General features: G+C 37.0%; 22 protein-coding genes. 6 read left to right on the top strand and 16 right to left on the bottom strand.

The features are described from left to right. Positions 1-538: 538 nt before the first annotated feature. Complete coding sequence (locus FFJ24_RS25895) at positions 539-2086, bottom strand: methylmalonyl-CoA mutase (protein ID WP_138820083.1); 1548 nt, start codon at positions 2084-2086, stop codon at positions 539-541. A gap of 113 nt (positions 2087-2199) precedes the next feature. After that, positions 2200-2730 (bottom strand): hypothetical protein, encoded by a 531-nt coding sequence (locus FFJ24_RS25890; RefSeq protein WP_138820081.1) that lies wholly within the window; start codon positions 2728-2730, stop codon positions 2200-2202. 92 nt (positions 2731-2822) lie between these two features. Between FFJ24_RS25890 and FFJ24_RS25885 the strand changes: the two genes are divergently transcribed. After that, a complete protein-coding gene (locus FFJ24_RS25885; protein WP_121287812.1) occupies positions 2823-3176 on the top strand; it encodes an iron-sulfur cluster assembly accessory protein in 354 nt (117 codons plus the stop codon). Between the two features lie 149 nt (positions 3177-3325). Continuing rightward, positions 3326-4555 (top strand): ABC transporter permease, encoded by a 1230-nt coding sequence (locus tag FFJ24_RS25880; RefSeq protein ID WP_138820079.1) that lies wholly within the window; start codon positions 3326-3328, stop codon positions 4553-4555. Positions 4556-4780: 225 nt separating this feature from the next. Here the strand turns inward: FFJ24_RS25880 and FFJ24_RS25875 are convergent, their stop codons facing one another. The 3 genes from FFJ24_RS25875 to FFJ24_RS25865 are packed head-to-tail and all read right to left on the bottom strand — an operon-like array spanning position 4781 to position 7391. Continuing rightward, positions 4781-5338 carry a hypothetical protein gene (locus FFJ24_RS25875; RefSeq protein ID WP_138820077.1) on the bottom strand — a complete coding sequence of 186 codons (558 nt, stop codon included), beginning with the start codon at positions 5336-5338 and terminating at the stop codon, positions 4781-4783. Beyond that, entirely contained in the window at positions 5339-6361 is a 1023-nt protein-coding gene (gene galE, locus FFJ24_RS25870; protein ID WP_138820076.1) for a UDP-glucose 4-epimerase GalE, read from the bottom strand. It lies immediately after the preceding gene. A gap of 1 nt (position 6362) precedes the next feature. Continuing rightward, on the bottom strand, positions 6363-7391 hold the full coding sequence (locus FFJ24_RS25865) for a UDP-glucuronic acid decarboxylase family protein (protein ID WP_138820074.1): 1029 nt from the start codon (positions 7389-7391) through the stop codon (positions 6363-6365). A 302-nt stretch (positions 7392-7693) separates the two neighbouring features. On the opposite strand from FFJ24_RS25865, the gene FFJ24_RS25860 reads away from it, so the two are divergent. Then, positions 7694-8926, top strand: a complete 1233-nt coding sequence (locus tag FFJ24_RS25860; protein ID WP_138820072.1) for a 3-deoxy-D-manno-octulosonic acid transferase — start codon at positions 7694-7696, stop codon at positions 8924-8926. On the opposite strand, the gene FFJ24_RS25855 is transcribed toward FFJ24_RS25860, so the two are convergent. The 8 genes from FFJ24_RS25855 to FFJ24_RS25820 all read right to left on the bottom strand — a co-directional run bounded on the left by FFJ24_RS25855 (position 8904) and on the right by FFJ24_RS25820 (position 15638). Continuing rightward, the gene (locus tag FFJ24_RS25855; protein ID WP_138820070.1) at positions 8904-9410 is read right to left on the bottom strand and encodes a gluconokinase; all 507 of its coding nucleotides are present in this window, start codon (positions 9408-9410) and stop codon (positions 8904-8906) included. The two genes, FFJ24_RS25860 and FFJ24_RS25855, sit on opposite strands and share 23 nt — an antisense overlap. Before the next feature lie 14 nt (positions 9411-9424). Continuing rightward, positions 9425-10435 (bottom strand): ferrochelatase, encoded by a 1011-nt coding sequence (gene hemH / locus FFJ24_RS25850; protein WP_138820068.1) that lies wholly within the window; start codon positions 10433-10435, stop codon positions 9425-9427. 422 nt (positions 10436-10857) lie between these two features. Next, positions 10858-11532 carry a fatty acid desaturase gene (locus tag FFJ24_RS25845; RefSeq protein ID WP_138820066.1) on the bottom strand — a complete coding sequence of 225 codons (675 nt, stop codon included), beginning with the start codon at positions 11530-11532 and terminating at the stop codon, positions 10858-10860. A gap of 154 nt (positions 11533-11686) precedes the next feature. Continuing rightward, entirely contained in the window at positions 11687-12535 is an 849-nt protein-coding gene (locus tag FFJ24_RS25840; protein WP_138820064.1) for a 4-hydroxy-3-methylbut-2-enyl diphosphate reductase, read from the bottom strand. Positions 12536-12547: 12 nt separating this feature from the next. Next, a complete protein-coding gene (locus tag FFJ24_RS25835; protein ID WP_138820063.1) occupies positions 12548-13222 on the bottom strand; it encodes a carotenoid biosynthesis protein in 675 nt (224 codons plus the stop codon). Then, positions 13192-14289, bottom strand: a complete 1098-nt coding sequence (locus tag FFJ24_RS25830) for a glycosyltransferase family 2 protein (RefSeq protein ID WP_138820061.1) — start codon at positions 14287-14289, stop codon at positions 13192-13194. Before FFJ24_RS25830 ends, FFJ24_RS25835 begins: the two co-directional genes overlap by 31 nt. Beyond that, positions 14286-14885 carry a 1-acyl-sn-glycerol-3-phosphate acyltransferase gene (locus FFJ24_RS25825; protein WP_246862702.1) on the bottom strand — a complete coding sequence of 200 codons (600 nt, stop codon included), beginning with the start codon at positions 14883-14885 and terminating at the stop codon, positions 14286-14288. The genes FFJ24_RS25830 and FFJ24_RS25825 overlap by 4 nt, the downstream gene beginning before the upstream one ends. Before the next feature lie 246 nt (positions 14886-15131). Continuing rightward, positions 15132-15638, bottom strand: a complete 507-nt coding sequence (locus FFJ24_RS25820) for a phosphoribosyltransferase family protein (protein WP_090502125.1) — start codon at positions 15636-15638, stop codon at positions 15132-15134. A gap of 192 nt (positions 15639-15830) precedes the next feature. Between FFJ24_RS25820 and FFJ24_RS25815 the strand changes: the two genes are divergently transcribed. Together FFJ24_RS25815 and FFJ24_RS25810 are read left to right on the top strand one after the other, a co-directional pair. After that, positions 15831-16535, top strand: coding sequence for a head GIN domain-containing protein (locus tag FFJ24_RS25815; protein ID WP_138820057.1), 705 nt, complete (start codon positions 15831-15833; stop codon positions 16533-16535). A gap of 112 nt (positions 16536-16647) precedes the next feature. Beyond that, positions 16648-18327 (top strand): serine hydrolase, encoded by a 1680-nt coding sequence (locus tag FFJ24_RS25810; protein WP_138820055.1) that lies wholly within the window; start codon positions 16648-16650, stop codon positions 18325-18327. A gap of 14 nt (positions 18328-18341) precedes the next feature. Here FFJ24_RS25810 and FFJ24_RS25805 read toward each other — a convergent pair whose 3' ends face one another. From FFJ24_RS25805 to FFJ24_RS25795, 3 genes are all read right to left on the bottom strand, one after another. Then, the gene (locus tag FFJ24_RS25805; protein WP_121287793.1) at positions 18342-18755 is read right to left on the bottom strand and encodes a hypothetical protein; all 414 of its coding nucleotides are present in this window, start codon (positions 18753-18755) and stop codon (positions 18342-18344) included. Between the two features lie 92 nt (positions 18756-18847). Further along, positions 18848-20257 (bottom strand): 23S rRNA (uracil(1939)-C(5))-methyltransferase RlmD, encoded by a 1410-nt coding sequence (gene rlmD / locus FFJ24_RS25800; protein ID WP_138820053.1) that lies wholly within the window; start codon positions 20255-20257, stop codon positions 18848-18850. 206 nt (positions 20258-20463) lie between these two features. After that, positions 20464-20574 (bottom strand): hypothetical protein, encoded by a 111-nt coding sequence (locus FFJ24_RS25795; RefSeq protein WP_025145553.1) that lies wholly within the window; start codon positions 20572-20574, stop codon positions 20464-20466. Between the two features lie 350 nt (positions 20575-20924). Here FFJ24_RS25795 and FFJ24_RS25790 point away from each other — a divergent pair, with 350 nt between their 5' ends. Continuing rightward, positions 20925-22319 (top strand): S41 family peptidase, encoded by a 1395-nt coding sequence (locus tag FFJ24_RS25790; RefSeq protein ID WP_138820052.1) that lies wholly within the window; start codon positions 20925-20927, stop codon positions 22317-22319. Positions 22320-22331: the final 12 nt, after the last annotated feature.

Raw genomic sequence — 22331 nt, 5'->3', positions numbered from 1 at the left:
TGCGATTTCTATAATTTATTGGTTTACAGTGCCTATTCGAATTAAAGGGATGGTCCGTTTAGGGACTACGAATATTGACATAATTATCAACATTTTAAACAAAAATTTTAAATAAATCGTAACGTACTGATAAGGAATATAGTAGCCCGCTTAACCTCAATTTTTTATGTTGATAACTATTTATTAACACTGGTTATCCACACAACCACTATTTATAATCAATACCTTCATTACTTCGAATTGCTGCTGAAAAAGCAAAATTTAAGCCATTTTAGATACTAGTTAAGCGTTTTAGCCCCTTTCAACATCAAACAAACTGAAAATCAAAGGCATAAGTTAAATAAATAAATTATTAATTCAGGCCAGTCGTTTATACTATTTCATTAGTTGTTATTATAGTATGAATTTTACGACAGTTTAGTTCATTATTCACATATTGTGAATAAAATGCTAATCATTTTATTGCCATTTATCAGAAGCAGGATATCTTCAATTTAAACTTAGAAATGAATCAAAAAATCAGGGTATTTAATTTTAACTAATAAACACCAAATGTATTCCTGAATACATCTGCAATTTCACCAAGAGTGGCATATTTTTCAACGGCATCGATAATCAAAGGCATTAGATTAGTTTCGCCTTTGGCAGCTTCGCTCAATTGCTGCAATGCTTTTTCTACCGCAGCTTGGTCGCGGTTTGATTTTAAGTGATCGAGCTTTTCAGATTGCAGCTTGCGGATCGAGTCATCTATATTGAAAACCTCGGTTAAAGCTTCCTCTTGTTGTGTAAATTTATTTACTCCAACAGAGATCCTTTCGCCGCTTTCAATCTCTTTTTGATATTGATAAGCTGCGCTGGCAATTTCATTCTGCATATAATCGCTTTCGATGGCGTTCACCGAACCACCCATAGCATCTATCCGATCGATATAAGCCCACGCAGCAGCTTCAACTTCATCGGTGAGGTTCTCTACAAAGAATGATCCCGCCAATGGATCTACTGTATCGGTAACACCACTCTCGAAAGCAATAATCTGCTGGGTACGTAAAGCAATTTTTGCTGCCGATTCTGTTGGAAGCGAAAGCGCTTCATCGTAGCCATTAGTATGTAAGGACTGTGTTCCACCTAAAACCGCAGCCATTGCCTGATTGCTTACCCTGATCACATTATTTAGGGGTTGTTGCGCGGTTAATGTTGAGCCTCCGGTCTGGGTATGAAACCTTAACATCTGGGCTTTCTCATCTGCAGCGCCCAAATCTTTGGTAATTTTCGCCCACATCCGCCTTGCAGCCCTAAACTTAGCAATTTCCTCAAAGAAATTATTGTGGCAATTGAAGAAGAACGACAAGCGTTTCGCAAAGATGTTAATATTTAAACCCTTATCTAAAGCGGCTTTTAGGTAAGTCTTGCCATTAGCTAATGTAAAAGCAAGCTCTTGTACAGCAGTAGAGCCAGCCTCACGAATATGGTAGCCAGATATGGAAATGGTATTCCATTTCGGCACTTCTTTGCTACAAAACTCAAAAATATCGGTAATTAAACGCATTGATTGCTTTGGCGGATAGATATAGGTTCCCCTTGCAGCATACTCTTTTAAGATATCATTCTGAATTGTGCCCGAAATCTGCTTTAAATCTGCACCTTGTTTTTTGGCGAGCGCTATATACATGGCCAGTAAAATCGAAGCCGTTGCATTAATCGTCATCGAAGTTGTAATGTCTTTCAGCTCAATGCCATCAAATAAAATCTCTATATCCTTCAACGAGTCGATAGCCACACCAACCTTACCTACCTCTCCATCAGCCATTTCATGATCGGAATCGTAACCAATTTGCGTTGGAAGATCAAACGCAACAGATAATCCTGTTGTACCCTGAGCCAATAAATAATGATAACGCTTGTTTGATTCTTCAGCAGTCGAAAAACCAGCATACTGCCGCATCGTCCACAAGCGACCGCGGTACATATCCTTCTGAATCCCCCTGGTAAAAGGAAATTCTCCGGGCAGTTCTTCCATTGGCTTCGCTTCGGTATAAAGCGCCTTTATTTCAATCCCCGAAGTAGTGGTATGCTTTTTCTCGCTCATTTGGTTAGTTCATTAGTTCAGTGGTCATTGGTTAACTGGCCCAGCCATGGTGTATATTTTGGTTAACTGTAATTGAAGTTTAATTGTTTAAACTGGTAACCAGTTAACTCCTCTTAAAACAACTTATGGATATCTTTTTTAATCAGTTCGATCGTTAAGTCGTATGGATTGTCATCTATACCAGCCATCTGCTGTAAAATTGCCTTACTCAATTCAATTCCATTTGCATCGGCTGGTAAACCTTGTACTGTATTATTCACCATAGCAATAGTATCGTCTTTTAATTTTTGTACTATACTCCAGGTTACACTATCTACATATAACTGTTGAGTGATGTTATGCTGGTACTCCGAGCGGATTTCATTTAAAATACCTGCTTGTAAAGTAGCAATGGCAATTCCTTGCTGATGCAGACGAACAAGCAAATTAGCCGGGTTAATACGATCGACGAATATAATTAAACGCTCGTGCGCCTGCAATCTTAAAGGTAAAATGTGCGCTCTGCTTTCTTTATTCAGTTCAATATTCCTGAGGTCGAAAAATCGCTGAATATCGCTCTTTAAAATATAATAAACGGCCATTAACGCAGCAAAAATGCCTGCAAATAAGATCACTATATCAATCAAAATCTGTTGGGTATTCATAAGTATTGTTTAATTACGGTAATATTAACAGACCGTTAAAAGCAAAAATGTGCATTATTATTTATATTTGTGACAGATAAAATTTAAATAACATGAGCACAACAGTTGATACAGCATTTGCACCGGTTACTTTTTCCGAAGGAGCAACTAAAGAGTTATATAAATTAAAAGATCAGCAGGAGATCGGTGAGGATTACGGATTACGTGTTGGCGTAGAGGGCGGTGGTTGCGCTGGGATGAACTACGTTTTGGGTTTTGATCAGAAAAAAGATGGCGATCAGGAATATTTTATTGAGGGCATTAAAGTTTTCATGAATAAAGCACACCAGATGTACTTAATGGGTATGATGATTGATTGGCAGGATGGATTAAATTCCCGTGGTTTTACCTTCGTTAACCCTAATGCAACGAGCACCTGCGGCTGTGGCACGAGTTTCTCGGCATAAATAAAATATTATTGTAACATATAGTGCAGTCCCCTTGTCTAAACATCGGGACTTTTTTTATTTTTACAAATAAGGTTTAAGGCAAAGGGTATAGGGCAAATCCCATCTTCATACTTGATACTCAATACTTGACTTGGTACTTACTATAAATGAATTACAGAGAAAACATCAGACTGGCATTAGAATCAATTAAAGCTAACCGCTTGCGTACCATGCTTACTGCTTTGATTATTGCTATTGGTTTAATGGCTTTGGTTGGGATTTTAACCACGCTGGATGCTGTAAAGAAAAGTATGACAGATGCTTTCAGTAGCATGGGGGCCAACTCATTTACCATAAGAAACCGTGGTACCGGAATCAGGATTGGAAATGGAAAAAGACCAAAACCTTTTAAAGCCATCCGCTACGAAGATGCTGTTAAATTTAAAGATAGCCTGAATACGCCAGCTACTGTTGCAGTAAGCGTTTTTGCCAGCAGCGGCTCTACCATAAAATATGGCAGTTTAAAAACTAATCCTAATATTAACGTTCAGGGGATTGATGAAAATGGTTTAGCCTCTCAGGGTTTAAATCTCTCACAGGGAAGAAATTTTAGCGTTTCTGAAATACAGTTGGGAAGTAATGTTTGTGTTGTTGGTGGCGAAGTAGTAGAAAAACTGTTCAAAGACTCAGACCCTTTAGATAAACTGATCAATGTAGGTAATAACCGTTTTAAAATTGTTGGCATATTAGAGAAAAAAGGATCGAGCATGGGCTTTAGTGGCGACAGGGCCGTTTATGTGCCCCTGCTAAAAGCGAAGCAGATTAATGCCAATGCCAACCCATCTTACACCATTACAGTAATGGTACCTAGTAATGAGATGCAGGAAAACATTATTGGCGAATCTACCGCACTATTCAGAAATATCCGCAAAGTAAAGGTAAACGAAACCAATAATTTCGAGATTACCAAGAGTGATGCCATTGCTCAAACATTATTCGAGAACCTGGCCTTTGTAGCTATTGGTGGTGTGGCCATTGGAATTATTACTTTAATTGGAGCCTCAATAGGCTTAATGAATATCATGCTGGTTTCAGTTACCGAACGTACACGCGAAATTGGTATCCGTAAAGCGATCGGCGCAAATCCAAAGGTTATTCGCCGCCAGTTTTTAATCGAGGCTGTAGTAATCTGTTTAATGGGTGGAGCCCTAGGTATTTTTCTCGGAATAGTTTTAGGAAACCTGATTTCCCTTGCTATGGGTGGAGCATTCCTGATCCCCTGGTTATTTATTATTGGTGGCTTTGTATTATGTGTATTTGTAGGAATCCTTTCCGGATACTATCCTGCCAAAAAAGCTTCAAAGCTAGACCCGGTAGAGGCGTTGAGGTACGAATAACCACAGCCCCTGAAGGGGATATTTATAAAATCAATAAGATTTTGAGGTGGATTGGTATAAGAAAATCGAACAAAAAGTAATTTTAGCTAAAGGCGAGTACCTCTTTCTGCATGATTTTTTTCTCTAAAGTTTCTTCGGGTAATATTCAACAGCAGCAACATCAACTGCTAAATCGATTGCTTTAATCCTGGAGATTTATCAATTAATATAAAGGGAATATAGTATTTAACTGATCTCTTTTGGCAAATTACTGGCTTCCGCTGCACCGACTAATTTAGAAGAATAGATTTTATCAAGCAAGTGATTCAGATTTTCACTTAAATCGAACTGCAGATCTTCGTGAAGTTTTTTGAATTTATTGATGGTTACCGCAACCGTTTTGATGTAATAGATACTAAAAAGCATCATAAAATCGCGGTAACCAAAAATTGATTTCTTATAATCAAAAGGGATGGCATTGAGGATATACAATTTAAGTTCTACTTCCCCAACGGGATCTTTGGTTACCTTATAAAAGTGGTTAACCGATGTGATCATTTTCCTTACTTTTACCAATGCCTCTTTGGCATTTAATTTTTTCAATTCAGGAATCTGTTCGTCAACATCGGCTTTAATCCTTTCTTTCCGGTCTTCCAGATCGGTTTCATCCTCTAATAATTTATAATGAAGGTGTTCGGTGAGCACTTTGTCTTTAGCCACCAAACGCAGCAACAGCTTGTCTTTTTCTTTAACAGGCAGTTCGGTAATGGCGGCTTTTAAATCTTTGTGCTCCGACAACTTCATTTAAAAAGGGTTGGCCTTAATGTATTTTTCCCACTCCCATGCCGAGCGCATCATTTCGTTAATATCCAGATTGGCTTTCCAACCCAGTTCATTATTCGATTTTTGTACATCGCCATAAATCTGAACAATATCCCCTGCCCTTCTCGGACCGATTTTATAATCCAGTTTTTCGCCATTTACTTTTTCGAAAGCAGCAATAATCTCTAAAACTGAAGATCCTTTGCCGGTACCGATATTGAAAACATCATAATTACCGTTCGGGTTTCCATCTTCTAATTTTTTAATAGCGGCAACATGCGCTTTTGCAAGATCAACCACATGGATATAATCGCGTATAGCAGAACCATCCGGTGTATCGTAATCATTTCCGTGAACGGTAATCGGACCACGTTTTCCAATAGCAGATTGAGTAATAAAAGGGACAAGGTTTGCCGGCACACCATTTGGTAACTCACCGATCAAAGCAGTTTCGTGGGCACCAACCGGATTAAAATAACGCAAAGCGATTACATTTAAATCAGGTGTTACCGCAGCAGTTTCTGCCAGTATTTCTTCAGCAATCTGTTTGGTATTTCCGTAAGGAGATTCTGCTTTCTGCACTGATGCAGCTTCAGTTACCGGTAAAGTTTCTGGCTGACCATAAACGGTACATGATGAAGAAAACACAAAATTAATTTTTCTGTTAAATGAGGTTAGCAGATTAATCAATCCATAGAAGTTATTTTTATAATATTTTAACGGTTTTTCTACCGATTCGCCGACTGCTTTATAAGCTGCGAAATGGATAATTCCATCAATATCAGCATGATTTTCTGCAAATTCCTGTACCGCTTTTTCATCCTGAAGATCAATTTCATGAAAATCGAACCATTTGCCGGTAATGGCATGTAGCTGAGTTAAAATTTTGATATTTGAGTTAGAAAGGTTATCAACAATTACAACTTCATATCCTGCGTTGTGTAATTCTACAGCTGTGTGCGAACCAATGTACCCTGTTCCACCAGTAACTAATATTTTTGCCATTTTAACGGTTAAATGTGGTAAAATCTTTATGTTCTATTTTTTCCAGTGCCTCTGGAGGCAATGATTTAAAATATTCGTATGTAATTTTCAATCCTTCCGCACGTCCAATTTTTGGTTCCCAGCCCAATATCTCCCTGGCTTTAGTAATATCCGGTCTGCGCTGCTTCGGATCATCCTGAGGAAGTTCTTTGTACACAATTTTTTGTGTAGTGCCTGTAAGTTTAATAATTTCCTCACAGAACTGTTTGATGGTAATTTCATCAGGATTACCAATGTTTACCGGCTGGGCATAGTCGCTCATCAATAAACGGTATATCCCCTCTATCAGATCATCAACATAACAAAAAGAGCGTGTTTGACTTCCGTCACCAAAGACGGTTAAATCTTCACCTCTTAAAGCCTGCCCGATAAAAGCAGGTAAAACACGACCATCATTCAGGCGCATTCTCGGTCCGTAAGTATTAAAAATCCTAACGATCCTGGTTTCTACGCCATGAAAAGTGTGGTAAGCCATGGTAATGGCTTCCTGAAAACGCTTGGCCTCATCGTAAACACCACGTGGACCAACCGGGTTTACGTTACCCCAATATTCTTCAGGCTGTGGGTTTACGTTCGGATCGCCATATACTTCAGAAGTTGATGCAATCAGCATCCTTGCATTTTTATTACGGGCCAAACCCAAAAGATTATGCGTACCTAATGAACCTACTTTAAGTGTCTGGATCGGGATTTTAAGATAATCAATCGGACTTGCAGGTGAAGCAAAATGTAAAATGTAATGAAGTTTACCCGGAATATGCACAAATTTGGAAACATCATGATTATAAAACTCAAAATTCTCCAGCTTGAACAAGTGTTCGATATTCGCCAAATCACCAGTAATCAGATTATCCATCCCGATAACGGAATACCCCTCTTTTACAAAACGATCACAAAGGTGTGAGCCTAAAAATCCGGCTGCCCCCGTAATCAATATTCTTTTTCTACTTCCTAAATCTCCTGAAGGGAAATTTTCCTTTCTTTCGTTCATATTCTGTTTTTTAAAACTCCCTACTACTGCAAATTGTGCTTTGTCCGCTCTTCGGAGGGTTAGGAGCTAATAGTTTTCTACCTATACTGTTATAATAATAGCCAAGATCGATTTTTTTTTTGCAAATCGTATAACTTCCGGCCATCAAAAACAATTTTATTTTTTTAAGATGTTTTTAATTTTGGTTAGCTATAAGAGCAATTAGCAAAGTTTATTACTCAGTTGAATATTAGGTAAAATCGTGAGGCTTCCATATATTTTTAAGCTTTTTAAATATATTCGTTTTATCTTGGCACGAAGATATGAAATTACTTTACATCATCGGAATTTGGGCTTATACTTTACTCATTAAGCTATTCTCATTATTTAATCCTAAGGCTAAACTCTTTATAAAAGGGCGCAAAAATATTTTTAACATAATTGCTCAGAAAATTAATCCTGCTGAAAAACATATATGGTTTCATTTTGCTTCTTTAGGCGAATTTGAACAGGGCAGACCCGTATTAGAAAAAATAAAAAACCTTTATCCTGCTAAGAAAATTATAATTACTTTTTTTTCTCCCTCTGGATATGAAATCAGGAAAAATTATGCCCTGGCAGATGTATTTTACCTCCCGATTGATACTCCTGGTAACGCTAAGCGTTTTATAAGTAGTATTAATCCTGAAATGGCCATTTTTACTAAATATGAGTTTTGGCATTTCTATTTTAAGGAACTGAAAGATCAGGGCATTCCTTTATACGTGATTTCTGGAATTTTCAGAGAAAGTCAGGCATTTTTTAAATGGTATGGCAACTTTTACCGCAATATTTTAAAATCTGTTACTTACTTTTTCGTACAAAATAAAGAGAGCGAAAATCTTTTAAAATCAATCGGATTAAATAATGTAACCATAAGTGGCGATACCCGTTTCGACCGTGTTTATGAAAATGCGCAATCGCCCAAAGCGCTTCCTCTTATCGAAAGCTTTATTGGCAACTCGCCTACTTTAATTTGTGGAAGTACCTGGCCAGAAGATGAGAAAATATTATCGGCCCTGTCAGAAAAATACCCCAACTGGAAGTTTATCATTGCCCCACATGAGATCCACGAAAGCCATATCGAAAGTATAGAGAAACAGTTTTCAGTTAACAATGTGCGGTTTTCAATTTTCAGTTCGTCTAATCAAACGCCAAACGCCGAACACCAAACGCTCATAGTAGACAACATCGGTATGCTTTCTTCATTATATCAATACGGAAAAGTGGCTTACATTGGCGGCGGTTTTGGAATAGGCATCCACAATACTTTAGAAGCCGCAGCATTTGGACTACCGGTAATTTTCGGACCTAAATACGATAAATTTCAGGAGGCAAAAGATCTGATTGACATTGGAGCAGCAGAAAGCATCAGCTCCACAATTGATTTAATTAATGCATTTGAAGATTTCTTAGAAAATAAAGATGCTGCAGACCAGGCTAAAAGATATGTTGCAGATAAAAAAGGGGCAACCAATCAGATTATTTCGATGATTACGAAATCACATCAGCCTTAGCAATTTCTTCAACAATTTCAGGAATACTTTGGTCGATGGAAACTGTAAATACATCTGTTTCATCAGCCTGTGGCTCTTCCAGGGTTTCAAACTGGCTTTGCAATAAACTGGAAGGCATATATTGATGTGAACGTTTAACAATCCGATCATGGATCAAATCGAAGCTTCCTTTTAAATACACAAAGCGCATGGATGTATTATCCGCTCTCAACAGATCGCGGTATGATTTTTTTAGCGCAGAGCAGGCAATTATACAGTTCGTTCCATGAGCAGCATGTTCACGGCCAACTTTAGCAATCAACTGCAGCCAATCCAAACGATCAGCATCTGTTAAGGGAATCCCCGCAGCCATTTTATCTACATTCCGTTGCGAATGCAGGTTGTCGCCATCTATAAATTCAGCATTTATTCTTGGCGACAAAGCCCTTCCGATAACCGTTTTACCACTTCCAGATACCCCCATTAAAATGATAAAGTTCGCCATCTTTAAATCTAAGACTATTTAACCATTCCGGCAAGTGCCTCAATAAAAACGGGGCTATCGTTCAAACTTTCTACCAGCTGAACATGCTCGCCACCTAAAGTTTTAAATTCTTCATGGTATTCTACCGTGATTTCGTAAAGCGTTTCTAAACAATCGGCCACAAAAGCAGGGCTGAACACCAATAAGCGCTTTTTACCTTCGGCAGCTAATTTCTTTAACACATCTGTAGTGTAAGGCTGCACCCATGGCTCTTTACCTAAACGCGACTGGAAACAAACGGTATATTGGTCTTTTGACAGGTTTAATTCTTTAGCGATCAGCCTGGCGGTATCATGTCCTTGGGCAGAATAACAAAATTTATTGGTATCGTTTAAGGTTTGGCAACAATTGGCATTTTTTAAACAATAATTTCCGGTATGATCGCACTTTAATAACTGACGCTCTGGCAAACCGTGGAAACTGAACAATACATGATCGTAGCTTTCTACGTTGTGCTTTCTGGCATTTTCTGCAAAAACTTTAATCATCAGTTCGTTATCATGAAACGAATTCACAAACGAAATTGGAGGAACGGTTGGCCATTTGCTCACCAATTCCATAACCAGCTGCATTACCGAACCTGTACTCGCAGAAGCATATTGAGGAAACATCGGGATTACCTGAATACTTTCCACTAAACCTGCTTTTAAATTTGCGAGTGCTGAGGCAATAGATGGACTTTGGTAACGCATGGCCAGTTCTACATGGTAATCATCACCCAGCCTTTCCTGTAACATTTTAGCCTGTAACCTGCTGTAGAATAACAATGGCGAACCATTTTCATTCCATATTTCTTTGTATAATTTTGCAGTTTTGGGACTACGGAATGGTACAATGATTCCTTTCACCAATAATGTCCTGTTCAACTTCGGAATATCGATTACCCTTTCGTCCATTAAAAATTGGTCTAAGTATTTTCTAACATCAGCCGTTGCCGGACTATCAGGTGTGCCTAAATTTACCAGTAAAATTCCCTTTTTGCTCATCTATTAAGAATATGTTTCGTGGCGCAAATATCGCCTTTTTATTGTTTTTTCCCTATGCTAAAAATGTGATTGCCGACATTTTTAGGTCAAAATATATTGTATCTGCTGCTTATTTATTAGAAAAGCAAAGGCAGCAAGTCTATTTAAGTGTAGCCCTGCCTTCCCTACAATCTTTTTGCGGTCGGTAATTCATTTTTAAACGTTTATACCACAAAAAGGATTTTCGTACAGTCAGGTTTATAAACCTGGTTTTGTGCAGGTTTCTAGCGTTTTTAAACCCTATTTAATGTGTTGTTGGCGTACTATGATGTGCTGTCAGATGTTACTATCTGACAGTTAGAATAAATAAAATATCACTAGGGAATCAAAAAATGGCATAATTTAGTGTCAGATGGCAACATCTGACTACACAACTAATGATATTATTTTTTCGTTTTATATAGCTGCCACCAGGGCATACCTGGTTTTTGATGGTGCTCGAAATGGTAACCAAAAAAGTAACAGGTTATAAAGGCTACAAAATGATTTTTCTTCAAAGTAGTAGAATGGTATTCGTTATCGTGTTCACCTTTATGTGGCAGGTATGTACCAAAATAGAACAACTGGAAAGTGCTTAATAGTGAAGGCAGTACCCAAAACAATAACAGGTTTTTTTCAGCAATCCAGATTTTCAAAACATTATAAGCTACTGCCATAATGATCAATTGTATAATGGTAACATAATTTAACATGAAACGGTAGTACCATTTCCAAAAACCATCTGGCGCAAAGTCAGGATCGTTTTCGGTATGTACGTAATTGTGGTGCTGATGATGTTTGGCATATAAGCGGTTATAGAAAAAACCTGCGTAAAGGAAAACAGAAAGATAGCCAATAAAATTATTGGCCTTTTGGTTCGGCGATATTGTTCCGTGCATAGCATCGTGAGCGGTAATAAACAAACCGGTGTACAAATGCATCTGAACAAAAACCATCAGATAAACCAAAGGATTGTTCCAGTTAAAATGCCAGTTTAACAAGAAAAAGAGGGACGTAAACCAACAGGTCACTACGGTTAACGCAACCAGAATTCCGGTATATGGGTTTATCTTTTTCAATTTATATTACTATAATCACCGTCATCTTGAGCGAAGTGCAACGAAGCTGGGAGATCTATCAAAGCAGATCTCTCCATTCCACTGCGTTCCAGTCGAGATGACGATTCTACTATATAAATCTATCTATTAATACTTAGTCAGATCTTCTTACAATCTAATACTGCTCTAATGCAGCCTTTACTTTCTCCATTAACCACATCGGTGTAGAAGTGGCTCCACAGATGCCCACTTTATCATTTTCGTTAAACCAGGCCTGATCTAATTCTTCTACATTAGAAATGAAGTACGAATGGTCATTGTGTTTTTTACAAACATCATAAAGCACTTTTCCATTAGATGATTTTTTGCCCGAAACGAAAACGATTTTATCGTAATGGCCTACAAAATTTTCTAGTTCTTCGTATCGGTTAGATACTTGCCTGCAGATCGTATCATTAGCTTTCACTTCGTAACCGCGGCTCAATAATTCATCCTTAATGTGGTAGAATTTATCGGTGCTTTTAGTGGTTTGGCTATATAATGTAAATTTAGCAGGAAGCTCAACGTTATCTAATTCAGCTAAATCCTGAAAAACAATGGCTTTACCATCTGTCTGACCCTGGAGACCAATTACCTCGGCGTGACCGTGTTTCCCAAAAATAAGCACCTGCTCATCATCATCATGGGAATTTTTAATTCTGTTCTGCAATTTCAACACCACCGGACAAGAGGCATCAATCAGGGTAAGGTTATTTTCTAAAGCCAATTGATAAGTTGAAGGCGCCTCACCATGCGCCCTGATCAGAACCTTTTCATCCCTTAAGTTTTTTAAAACTTCGTGATCGATGATTTTTAATCCACGGTTGGTTAAACGCTCCACTTCCTCATCATTATGAACGATATCGCCAAGGCAGTATAAATAACCTTCGTTATCCAAAATATCTTCGGCCATTTCTATCGCATACACTACGCCAAAGCAAAAGCCTGATGATTTATCGATGTTAACCTGTAAGTTGTAACCCATTGTCATACAAAATTAAGCAAAAATATTTGTTCCTGTTGTCATGTATAAAACAACAAAAAAGATTAACTGCGAGGCAAACATAGCTATACCGATATATTTCTGTTGTTTTAAGCCTAAAGCATAATAAAACTTCAATAAGATTACCGAAACGATAAACCAGGCCACGTAATTTTGAACCGGAATTTCATGCCAGTCCCATTGCCAGTAGTTAAATTTCATGGCCACAGGTTCAAGAAAGAAATCAAAACCAACCAATATAAGCGCACCAAACACCGAAGCCAAAATACTATGCCTGATTTTCATACTTTTCATCATTTGTCCAATGCTGAAAATAAGGATTACCCAATTTATACCCATTAATAATGGAACCGCAGCAACTTTGTATCCCAATGTATCACCGTAATAATAGCTGCCAAATATCTTTCCGGTGTGTACACCCAATACCTCGACTAAAAAGCCACAGAGAAACACACCCGAAATCAGCAACAATAATCGTTTCATATCCGCATTGTACGAAAAAACAATTACGGCAAACATCAGCAATAAATGAAAGGGAACCAGTTTGATAAAATAAGGCTGGGCAGCTGGAATTAAGAAGCCAAACAAGCCCACCAAATGAAAAACGACAATTATTGCAACTGCAATCCTTTTAATTTTTAAATCGTTTTGATCGTTCTGCCCTTCCATGTACTCGTTTTAAAAATATGTTTCTTTATAGAAATGAATGATATAATGAAGAAGAACAACATCTGTAAGGGATGTAAAATCAGATTTATCAAAACATGCTGGCCCGATAAATAAGAGATCATTATTCTACTTAACACTATTAAGGTTAATGGTAATACAAGTAAAGCAACATTAAAGTTTAAGATTAAAATTACCGGCCCTATAGTTACCAAAAGCTGGTAAAGTAATAATATTATCATGTTATTCCCAAAACCTGCCAGTAAATTTTTACTGAAACCATTTAAACTTTCGCCTAAATTCTTATACATCCTGCAATAAATCAGTCCGTTGGCTAAAAGCGCTTCAGTATTAAATTTTTCTTGTTTCACCAACTTCATAATCTCTACATCTTCTACAACCTGGTGTTTAACCCGCTCATGCCAATGGTTTTCTTTGTAATTATTGGCATTAAAAAACATACACTGCCCGCTTGCTGCTGCAAATGCCGGATTTTTAGAGAGCTTAACCAAACGCAAAGGCAATAAATTTAACAAGATAAAATGCATTAAGGGCACCGTTAACCACTCACCTATCGATTTTATAGTTTGGTTCGTAAAAACGCTCAGTAAGGCCAGGTTTCCAATTTCCATTCGGGCAATTAAACTGTTGATCAATCCTCTTTTTATGGATTCATCTGCATCAATAAACAAAAGATATTTCCCGGTAGCCAATTCGCTTAGCTGATGACAGGCATAGTTTTTCCCAAGCCAGTTTTGAGGTAGCGCTTTACCGCTTAACACTTTGAATTGTGGATTTGAAAGGCAAAATTTCTCCACTATACCGAAAGTATTATCACTGCTGTTATCATCTAAAACAATAACCTCATAATTGATATAATCCTGATTTTTTATTGAAACAAGTAATTCTAATATATTACCTGCTTCATTTCTCGCAGGTATTAAGATCGAAACCTTATCATGATGGTGTTTAACCACTCTCGGCAATTTCGGGTTAGAGAGGAAATTGAAAACAGTAACCGAAAACCGGATCACCAGAAAAATTAAAACGGCGTAAATAAAAATTGTCATTCAATTAGCTGAGTTTGTTTAACAACCGATTGATCGTAATGTTTATTGTAGGCGCTTTTTAGTAATTGTAAACTCACGTACTCCTCATTTTCCCAATGCTGCAGATAGGTATAGGCGGAGGGCTTTCTTTTTGAAAAATAATCAATAAAGGTAGCTGCAAAAAAAATACTGATCTTTTTCTGACTGGCATTGATCATCTGCATCACCCCTTTTTCAAAACTGATGCCCTTTAAATGGTTTGAATACAATTTGCCCTGCGGAAATACAAGTACCAGATTTTGAGGATTGTCTAACAGTTTGCCTGCATAATTAAGCGTTTCTAAAACATCTTTACCTTTATTTTCGGCAGCAAAAGCACCAAGATACCTTAGAAAACCCACTTTATTATAATTTTCGGCATTTACTAAAACATGAAATTGCTTTTTAAATACTTTTTTGTTGATATAAAAAAGGAAAAAGCCATCCCACCAGCTGAAATGATTGGCCAAAACCAATATAGAAGCTTCTGGTTTAACCTCCATTTGATCATACTGAAATGATGCAAAATCTTTTTTGATGATAAATTGGATGTACCAGGAAAAAAAGCTGAAAATCAAATTATTTTTTCTGGGCTGATACATGTCGGGAAATTGCAAAAAATTGAGCTGAATTGCAAATTTTCGTAGCTATAGTAATCATTAAAAACGAGGATCGGCGAGATTCACATTTGTAATGTGGTGCAATAAATTCTAAAACAACTTTTAATCAGCGATGAAATCGCTGTTCTCTTGCATCCTCATTACAGACGAAGACGATAGCTATTACGTCCCACACCCATCCTACCTCTTCCATCTTACACCTTCCTAGCTCAAATAAACCCGATCTTCTTCGCCTTCCACATCCATCACCACATCTACATGTTCTTTTAAGATAGTTGCCAGCTCAAGACCAACAAAATCGGTTGCGATGGGAAAAATTTTGTGGCTACGGTCTACCAGTACCACAGTGCGGATTTTTTTATGTGGGGTATTTAGGAAGACACCTAGCCCATAGGCCAAAGTTTTACCACTGTTCAGTACATCATCAACGATAATGATCACTTTATTTTTCCAATGGCTTTCATCGAGATCGGTTGAAGCAACCAATTTGCTACTCTCCTTTTGCAGATCAATGCGCAGCAAGGTTAATTTAAAGCCAGAAATTTTCTTTAATACCTTTTCTAATCTTAATGCCAATTTGTAGCCGCGGTCCCAGATACCCGCCAATACAATTTCTTTCTCATTCAGGTTATCTTCCAAAATCTGATAAGCGATACGGTCTATTTTCTGCTGAATCTGTTTCTTGTTAAGAATAAGTAATTGCGATGCCATTGTATAAAAGGATTGAATACAAAAAGAACGATTTTAAGGATGAAATTCAAACTATTTGAAAAATAATTTCGATTGTTTGCAACGTTTTCATCAGAGATGCGTCTAATACTTATAACCAAAACACAACATCGAAGCTCTTGTTGCACAATATCGCGTAATGATAGCTTCAGAATCATTTAACAAAAAACGACTATGAAAATCATTATCAAATCATCTGCCATTTTCTTGATCACCATAACCAGCTATATAGCTAAGGCACAGGAAACTAAAAGCTTCACGGTTAAAAATTTCAATAGTATCGGCGTGAGCAGTGGAATTGACTTATACCTAACCCAAGGTGGCAGTGAAAGTGTGAGCATAAAATCAGATTCGGAAACATTAAAAGATATTATTGTTGAGCAAAGTGGCAGTAATGTTACCATAAAATTTAAAGACGGCATCCAATGGAGCGGTATGTTTAAAAACCGTACCATTAAAGCTTATGTAAGTTTCAAAAGCCTAAATGCAATTGCAGCATCTGGAGGGTCGGATGTTTTTACACAAAATCAGATCAAAACCGATAAACTTGCTATTCGCTCATCTGGTGGGTCAGACTTAAAATTAACGGTTGTATGCAGCGATCTATCTGTTCAATCAAGTGGTGGTAGTGATATCGATTTAAAAGGTAAAGCAGAAAATATGACCATTCAATCTAGTGGTGGCAGTGATATCGACGCTTATGAATTAATTACAGATTATGCAAAAGTTCAGGCTTCTGGTGGTTCTGACGTAAATCTTTATGTAAATAAAGGCTTAGAGGCCAGTGCCAGTGGTGGTGGTGATATAAGTTATAAAGGAAATGCTTCACTCAAGAAAACATCAAGCTCAAAAAGTGGAGATGTGCACCACGTAAATTAAAAGTTTAGTTTAGTTAATAATAATGCGCTGCTTTGTGGATGCAAAGTGGCGTTTTTTTATTATGCATGCAACCTTTCATATTCCTCATCGTCAATAATCATACATTTACCGTATGAAAAGCAAAATCTCAATTATTCTCTTTATCACTCTCTTATTAAGCACCCTGGGTTATGGGCAAACCCCATTATCAAAAAGAATTGACCGTGTATTGTCTGGTATCGTAAAACCCAACGAACCTGGTTTTGCAGTCGGGGTTGTAAAAAATGGTCAGTTTATCTACAAGAAAGGTTTTGGCTTGGCAGATTTAAAAATCAATAGAAATAACACAGTTGAAACATCTTTTAATATTGCTTCTGATGGTAAAAAATTTACTGCGGCCTGCATTTATCTTCTTCAGGCTCAAGGCAAACTAAAAACCAGCGACAAAATTTCAAAATATTTTAAAGATTTGCCAAAATATGCTGATAGCATTTCAATAGACCACTTAATACATCATCAAAGTGGCTTAAGAGATTACGATACATTAATCTGGTTGGTAAATTTTGATGAAAACACTTTAATTGATGACGAGAATGCTTATCAAATAATAGCCAGTCAGCATTCATTAAACTTTACTCCAGGCGATCAGTTTAGCTACAGTAATTCGGGTTATTTTTTACTTTCTTTAATTATTAAAAAAGTATCAGGCATGGATTTAGTTAAATATGCCGACAAGTACATTTTCAAGCCATTAAAGATGAATAACACTACTTTTTCGAGAACGCATCAAGTTCTTGATAAAGCGAATGGCTATGTATTAGAGAATAAAAAATTTGCCGAAAATATACTTCATACAAAAACCCTTGGCCAGGGAAATGTTTATAGTAAAATTAGCGACTGGGATAAGTGGTTTACAGAAATGAAAAGGCACACCATTCTTGGAGATAGCGTTTGGAAAAACATGCTTAAGATCGGTAAAACCAATGATGGTAAATCTACTGTTTACGCTGGCGGACTGTTTGTAACAACAAATAAAAATAAAAAATTAATATCTCATGGCGGAGATTTATCCGGATATCACTCTTCTATGCGTTACTTTCCAAATGAAGATTTAGGCATTGTTGTTTTCACTAACAATGATACTATTAGTCCTGAAAACAATTTCGGCCCCGATGATATTTCAGATAAAATTTTTGAGGAAATCTATCCGGGAAATGATCAGTTGGAAGATATAGATAAAAATAATACTGAAACACCATATTCAAAGAAAATAAACCCAGATGCATTAACCTATACAGGCTATTATAAACTTGAAAATGACAGCAATATGATTTTCTATGTATCTGGCAACAGCAGTAAATTGACGATTTTACAAGGGTGGAATGAAATTAATTATCCAATCATCCCCTTAAATGATTCGCTATATTATATTGATAATACTATTAATATTACATTTCAATTTAAGGTAGCTGTAGGTGGAAAGATGAATAAATTAGAGATTATACAGGACGGAAAAACGACTGTAGCAATAAGAATAAAAATTACCGAAACAAGCCCATTTAAGGACAGTGAAATGAGTTTCTATAACAATGAAATTAACTCATATTACAAAATCCTTCAAAAGGATGACGATTTTCAATTGGTTATGCCAAATGGCAGATTAAACCTGGTATTGCTCCAAAAAAACAAGTTTAGAATCTGGGAAGCAGGAACGACTGACATTACATTTAAATACGCAAAAGATAAAATTACAGGTTTTACACTAAATCATGTCAGGGTAAAAAATTTACTATTCAACAAAGTGAGCAATTAAAACATTAGTCTTCCTTATCCTCTACCTTTCTTATACGGATAATAAATAAAATTAGCACCTTCGGGAACAATTACGAATACGCACATAAAATCCTCTGGTTTTTTATACACTTTTAAAAACGGCTCTTTTTTCTCTTTACTAATAATTCCTTTTTCAACAAATTCTTCCAGGGTAGAAGCTTGTATGGTCCAATCAGTATTAAGTTCTTCTTTGTTTAAGATAAGTTCGCCAATGTTAACCTCGTGTTGGTGCGCAATAAAAATAGGGTGGGCCGAAATCCCTTCAACCATAATTTCTATTGCTACTTCTTTAATCGCATCAGCATAAAACTCCAGGTCTTTTTCTAAGCTTACCAGCGGACTTTCCTGCTTCTTTTGTGGTGCTCCGTTCTCCTCGGGCGTTGCGCCTAATAATTCTTCTCTATCCATACCTAACTACTAATTGAATTTTGATTGAGTGAATTGTTGAATGTTAAAGCCTAATTGCCTCATTCAATCCTTCACTCTTTCAATCAATTCTATTACTTTAACCTTAACAATACTACATTTTCTACATGCTGTGTATGCGGAAACATATCTACAGGTTTAATGCGCACCACATCGTATTTTTCTTTTAGTAACTCCAAATCTCTTGCTTGCGTGGCCGCATTACAGCTTACGTAAACAATTTTTTCAGATTCCATTTCCAGTAACCTTTGTACTACATCTGCATGCATTCCAGCGCGTGGCGGATCGGTAATAACCACATCTGGTTTACCATGCGCCAATATAAATTCTGAAGTAAGGATATCTTTCATATCGCCAGCATAAAAGATGGTATTATCAATCCCGTTTAATTCGGAGTTAAACTTCGCATCTTCAATTGCGGTTGGCACATATTCGACACCTACTACCTGCTTCACGTTTTTTGCAATAAAATTCGCGATAGTACCTGCACCGGTATATAAATCATAAACCAGTTCATCACCTTTAAAACCGGCGAAATCCCTGGTGATTTTATATAATTCAAAAGCTTGCTCAGAATTGGTCTGGTAAAAAGATTTTACGCCAATTTTGAAGCGTATACCGTCCATTTCTTCGAAAATATGATCACGACCAGAGAAAACCGCCACATCCTGATCAAAAATGGTATCGTTTTTCTTTTGGTTAACGATATACAACAATGAAGTTATCTGTGGAAATTCATTTTGAAGAAAACCCATCAAACCATCAATCTGCTCTTGCTCCGGATAAGCGAAAACTACCGCTACCATTACCTCTCCGGTAGTAGAAGTGCGGATAATCAGGTTACGTAAAGCGCCTTCGTGGTTACGTAGATCGTAAAAAGATAAACCATGATCAGAAGCATATTTACGCACCGAATTCCTGATCGAGTTAGAAGGCTCATCCTGTAAGTAACAGTGCTCAATGTCTAAAATTTTATCAAAACGCAAGGGTACGTGAAAACCCAACGCATTCATATCAAAATCCTCTTCGCGTTCCATATCGGTTTTTTCTAACCAACGTTTATTCGAAAAAGTAAACTCGAGTTTATTACGGTAATACCTGTTTTTTTCCGAACCAAGAATTGGTTCAGTGTCCGAAGTATCTATTTTACCTAAACGTTGTAACGCAGCCTCAACATTTTTCTGCTTAAACTTCAATTGCGCATCGTAGCCCATGTGTTGCCATTTGCAACCGCCACAGGTTCCGAAATGAGGACAAAAAGGATCTGTACGGAGTTCCGATTTTGTATGCAGCTGCTCGATGATTGCTTCTGCAAAATTCTTTTTCTTTTTGGTTAAGCGTACATCGACCACATCGCCAGGAACGGCTTTGTCAACAAAAATGACCAACTCGTCGGCCTTGCCAACACCTTTTCCCTCTTCAGCAATATCGATTATATGTACGTTTGGAACAATAGTTACCGTACCGGGCTTTCTTCTACTCATTATTTTGCAAAGATAAGGCTAAAAGCTGAAAGAGGAAAGACCAAAGGGTAAAGACTAAAACTGAACGCTAAAGTTGGAATGAATATAAATAACTTAAAGACTAATGCAAAATTGAGGATAAAGATGAATGGTCTATCAGAAAGATCAGGCAATACCTTTCCGCTCAGTTTAGGGCAACTGATTTAATATAATTTTGATTTTAAAAATTATTTTCCAAAAAATTTAAAAGCAGCGCCCCAAAAGCCATCTAACCAGTTAAATTTTAGGTCAAATTTTTCATCCACCTGTACAGAAAACTCTAATATTTCTTTGCTCATGATAAAAAACCTATCTATTTAAGCAATAATACAAATTTTATACCGAAAACCGAAGTGGTACAAATTAAATTTGTGTTAATTTTACATCAAAAGATTAAAGCTGTCTCCATCCGAAAATTCAGTTTCGATCTGTGTTGGCATCATCAGTTTTTATATTTCACTAACTGTACCTTCACCATTTTAGTACAAAGTGACCATCAAATAGATCGCCGGGTAAAACAAGCTCTCATGCATTATTAAACAAGCCCCTTTTTCATTAAACTTAGCTGCCATGTGCGACAATAGGTAACGGAGGATTAGATTTATTTTTTATACTTGTAGTCTTTTAAGCTTAATGATGCTATCCTCCTATGAAATTCGTCTTAACCAGTGTATTACTTTTATTCCTATTTTCTTTTAACTCTTTTGCACAGCATTGTAATTGCAGTCTGGAATTTAACTATGTTAAAGATAAAATTGAAAAAAATTACTCCGGTTTTAAAGATAAGGTGAATGCTAAAACAGAAGCTATCTATCATAAACGCACACAGGCTGCGCTTGAGCAATCGCAATCAATAACAACATCTGCTCACTGTATTTATTTAATTAATGAGTGGTTAACCTTTTTCAAAGATGGGCATATTCAAATAGGCAGAAACAGGATCTCGAAAGAAAGAGAAGAAGCTAAATTACAAGAACGTATTCAAGCAATGGAACGCTTAAGCCTGTCAAGCCAGGAACTGGCAAGACTTAAAAACGCAAAAGGGATCATGGGCATTTATTGGACTGAGGATTCTACGTCCCGAATAGCAGTGGTCAGAAACAAAACAAGTTTTCGGGATTATGCCGGAGTTGTGATTTCTTCAAAACCTGGCAAATGGTTGCCTGGACAGGTAGTCTTATCGCTTAAAAGCAGCAAGGATATGCTTAAAGGCATCATGTATGATCGATATTATATTCCTACAAATGTGTCATTACAAATTAAGAGAAATGCTTTAGGCACTTTTAAAAGAGAAGGAAGCAGGCAATCGTCAGCAGAACCAGTTGGTGAAGCAACTGTAGCGAGTAAATCACTTTCCACAAAAACACTATATATAAAGATTAGCACGTTTAACCAGTTGAATGCAAAGAACATAGATTCCTTGTTTAAAGCAAATCGATCTAACTTAAGTAAAATGCCCAACTTGATTCTTGACTTAAGGAATAATGGTGGTGGCGCCGATTTTGCTTACAGGCCGATAACGCCCTATCTTTACACAAACACATTCAGAGAAATCGGTGCAGATGTACTCTCTACAGATGACAACATAGCAGGTTGGGCTGCAATAGCTACAACTAATGGCCTTCCACCTGATCAAAAGGTGTTTATTAGTGGTGTCATTGAAAAGATGAAAAAAGGTAAAGGTAAACTGGTCTCTTTCTCCAATGATAGCAATATCAGTTTAGACAGCATTGCGCCCTACCCTCAAAAAGTAATCATTTTGATTAATAAAAACTGTGGAAGCACTACTGAAGAATTTCTCTTATTGGCTAAACAAAGTAATAAAGTAACCTTAATGGGCGAGCATACCGCAGGTGTTTTAGATTATTCTAATATGAGAGGGGCAGATTTTAGCTGTATGCCTTACATGCTTTATTGGGCTACTTCCAGAAGCAGAAGAATTGATGAAGGGATAGCCATAGATAACGTTGGTATTAAACCTGATAAAATTTTAAAACCCGAACAGGACTGGATTAATGAGGCGAAGAATTACGTTGAAAAGTAAATTCCAGATACA

The organism is Pedobacter sp. KBS0701 (assembly GCF_005938645.2).
In the GTDB taxonomy this organism is placed as follows: Bacteria; Bacteroidota; Bacteroidia; order Sphingobacteriales; family Sphingobacteriaceae; genus Pedobacter.
Note: the sequence above shows the minus strand (reverse complement) of the source record. Positions and strands in the feature narration are given on the sequence as shown.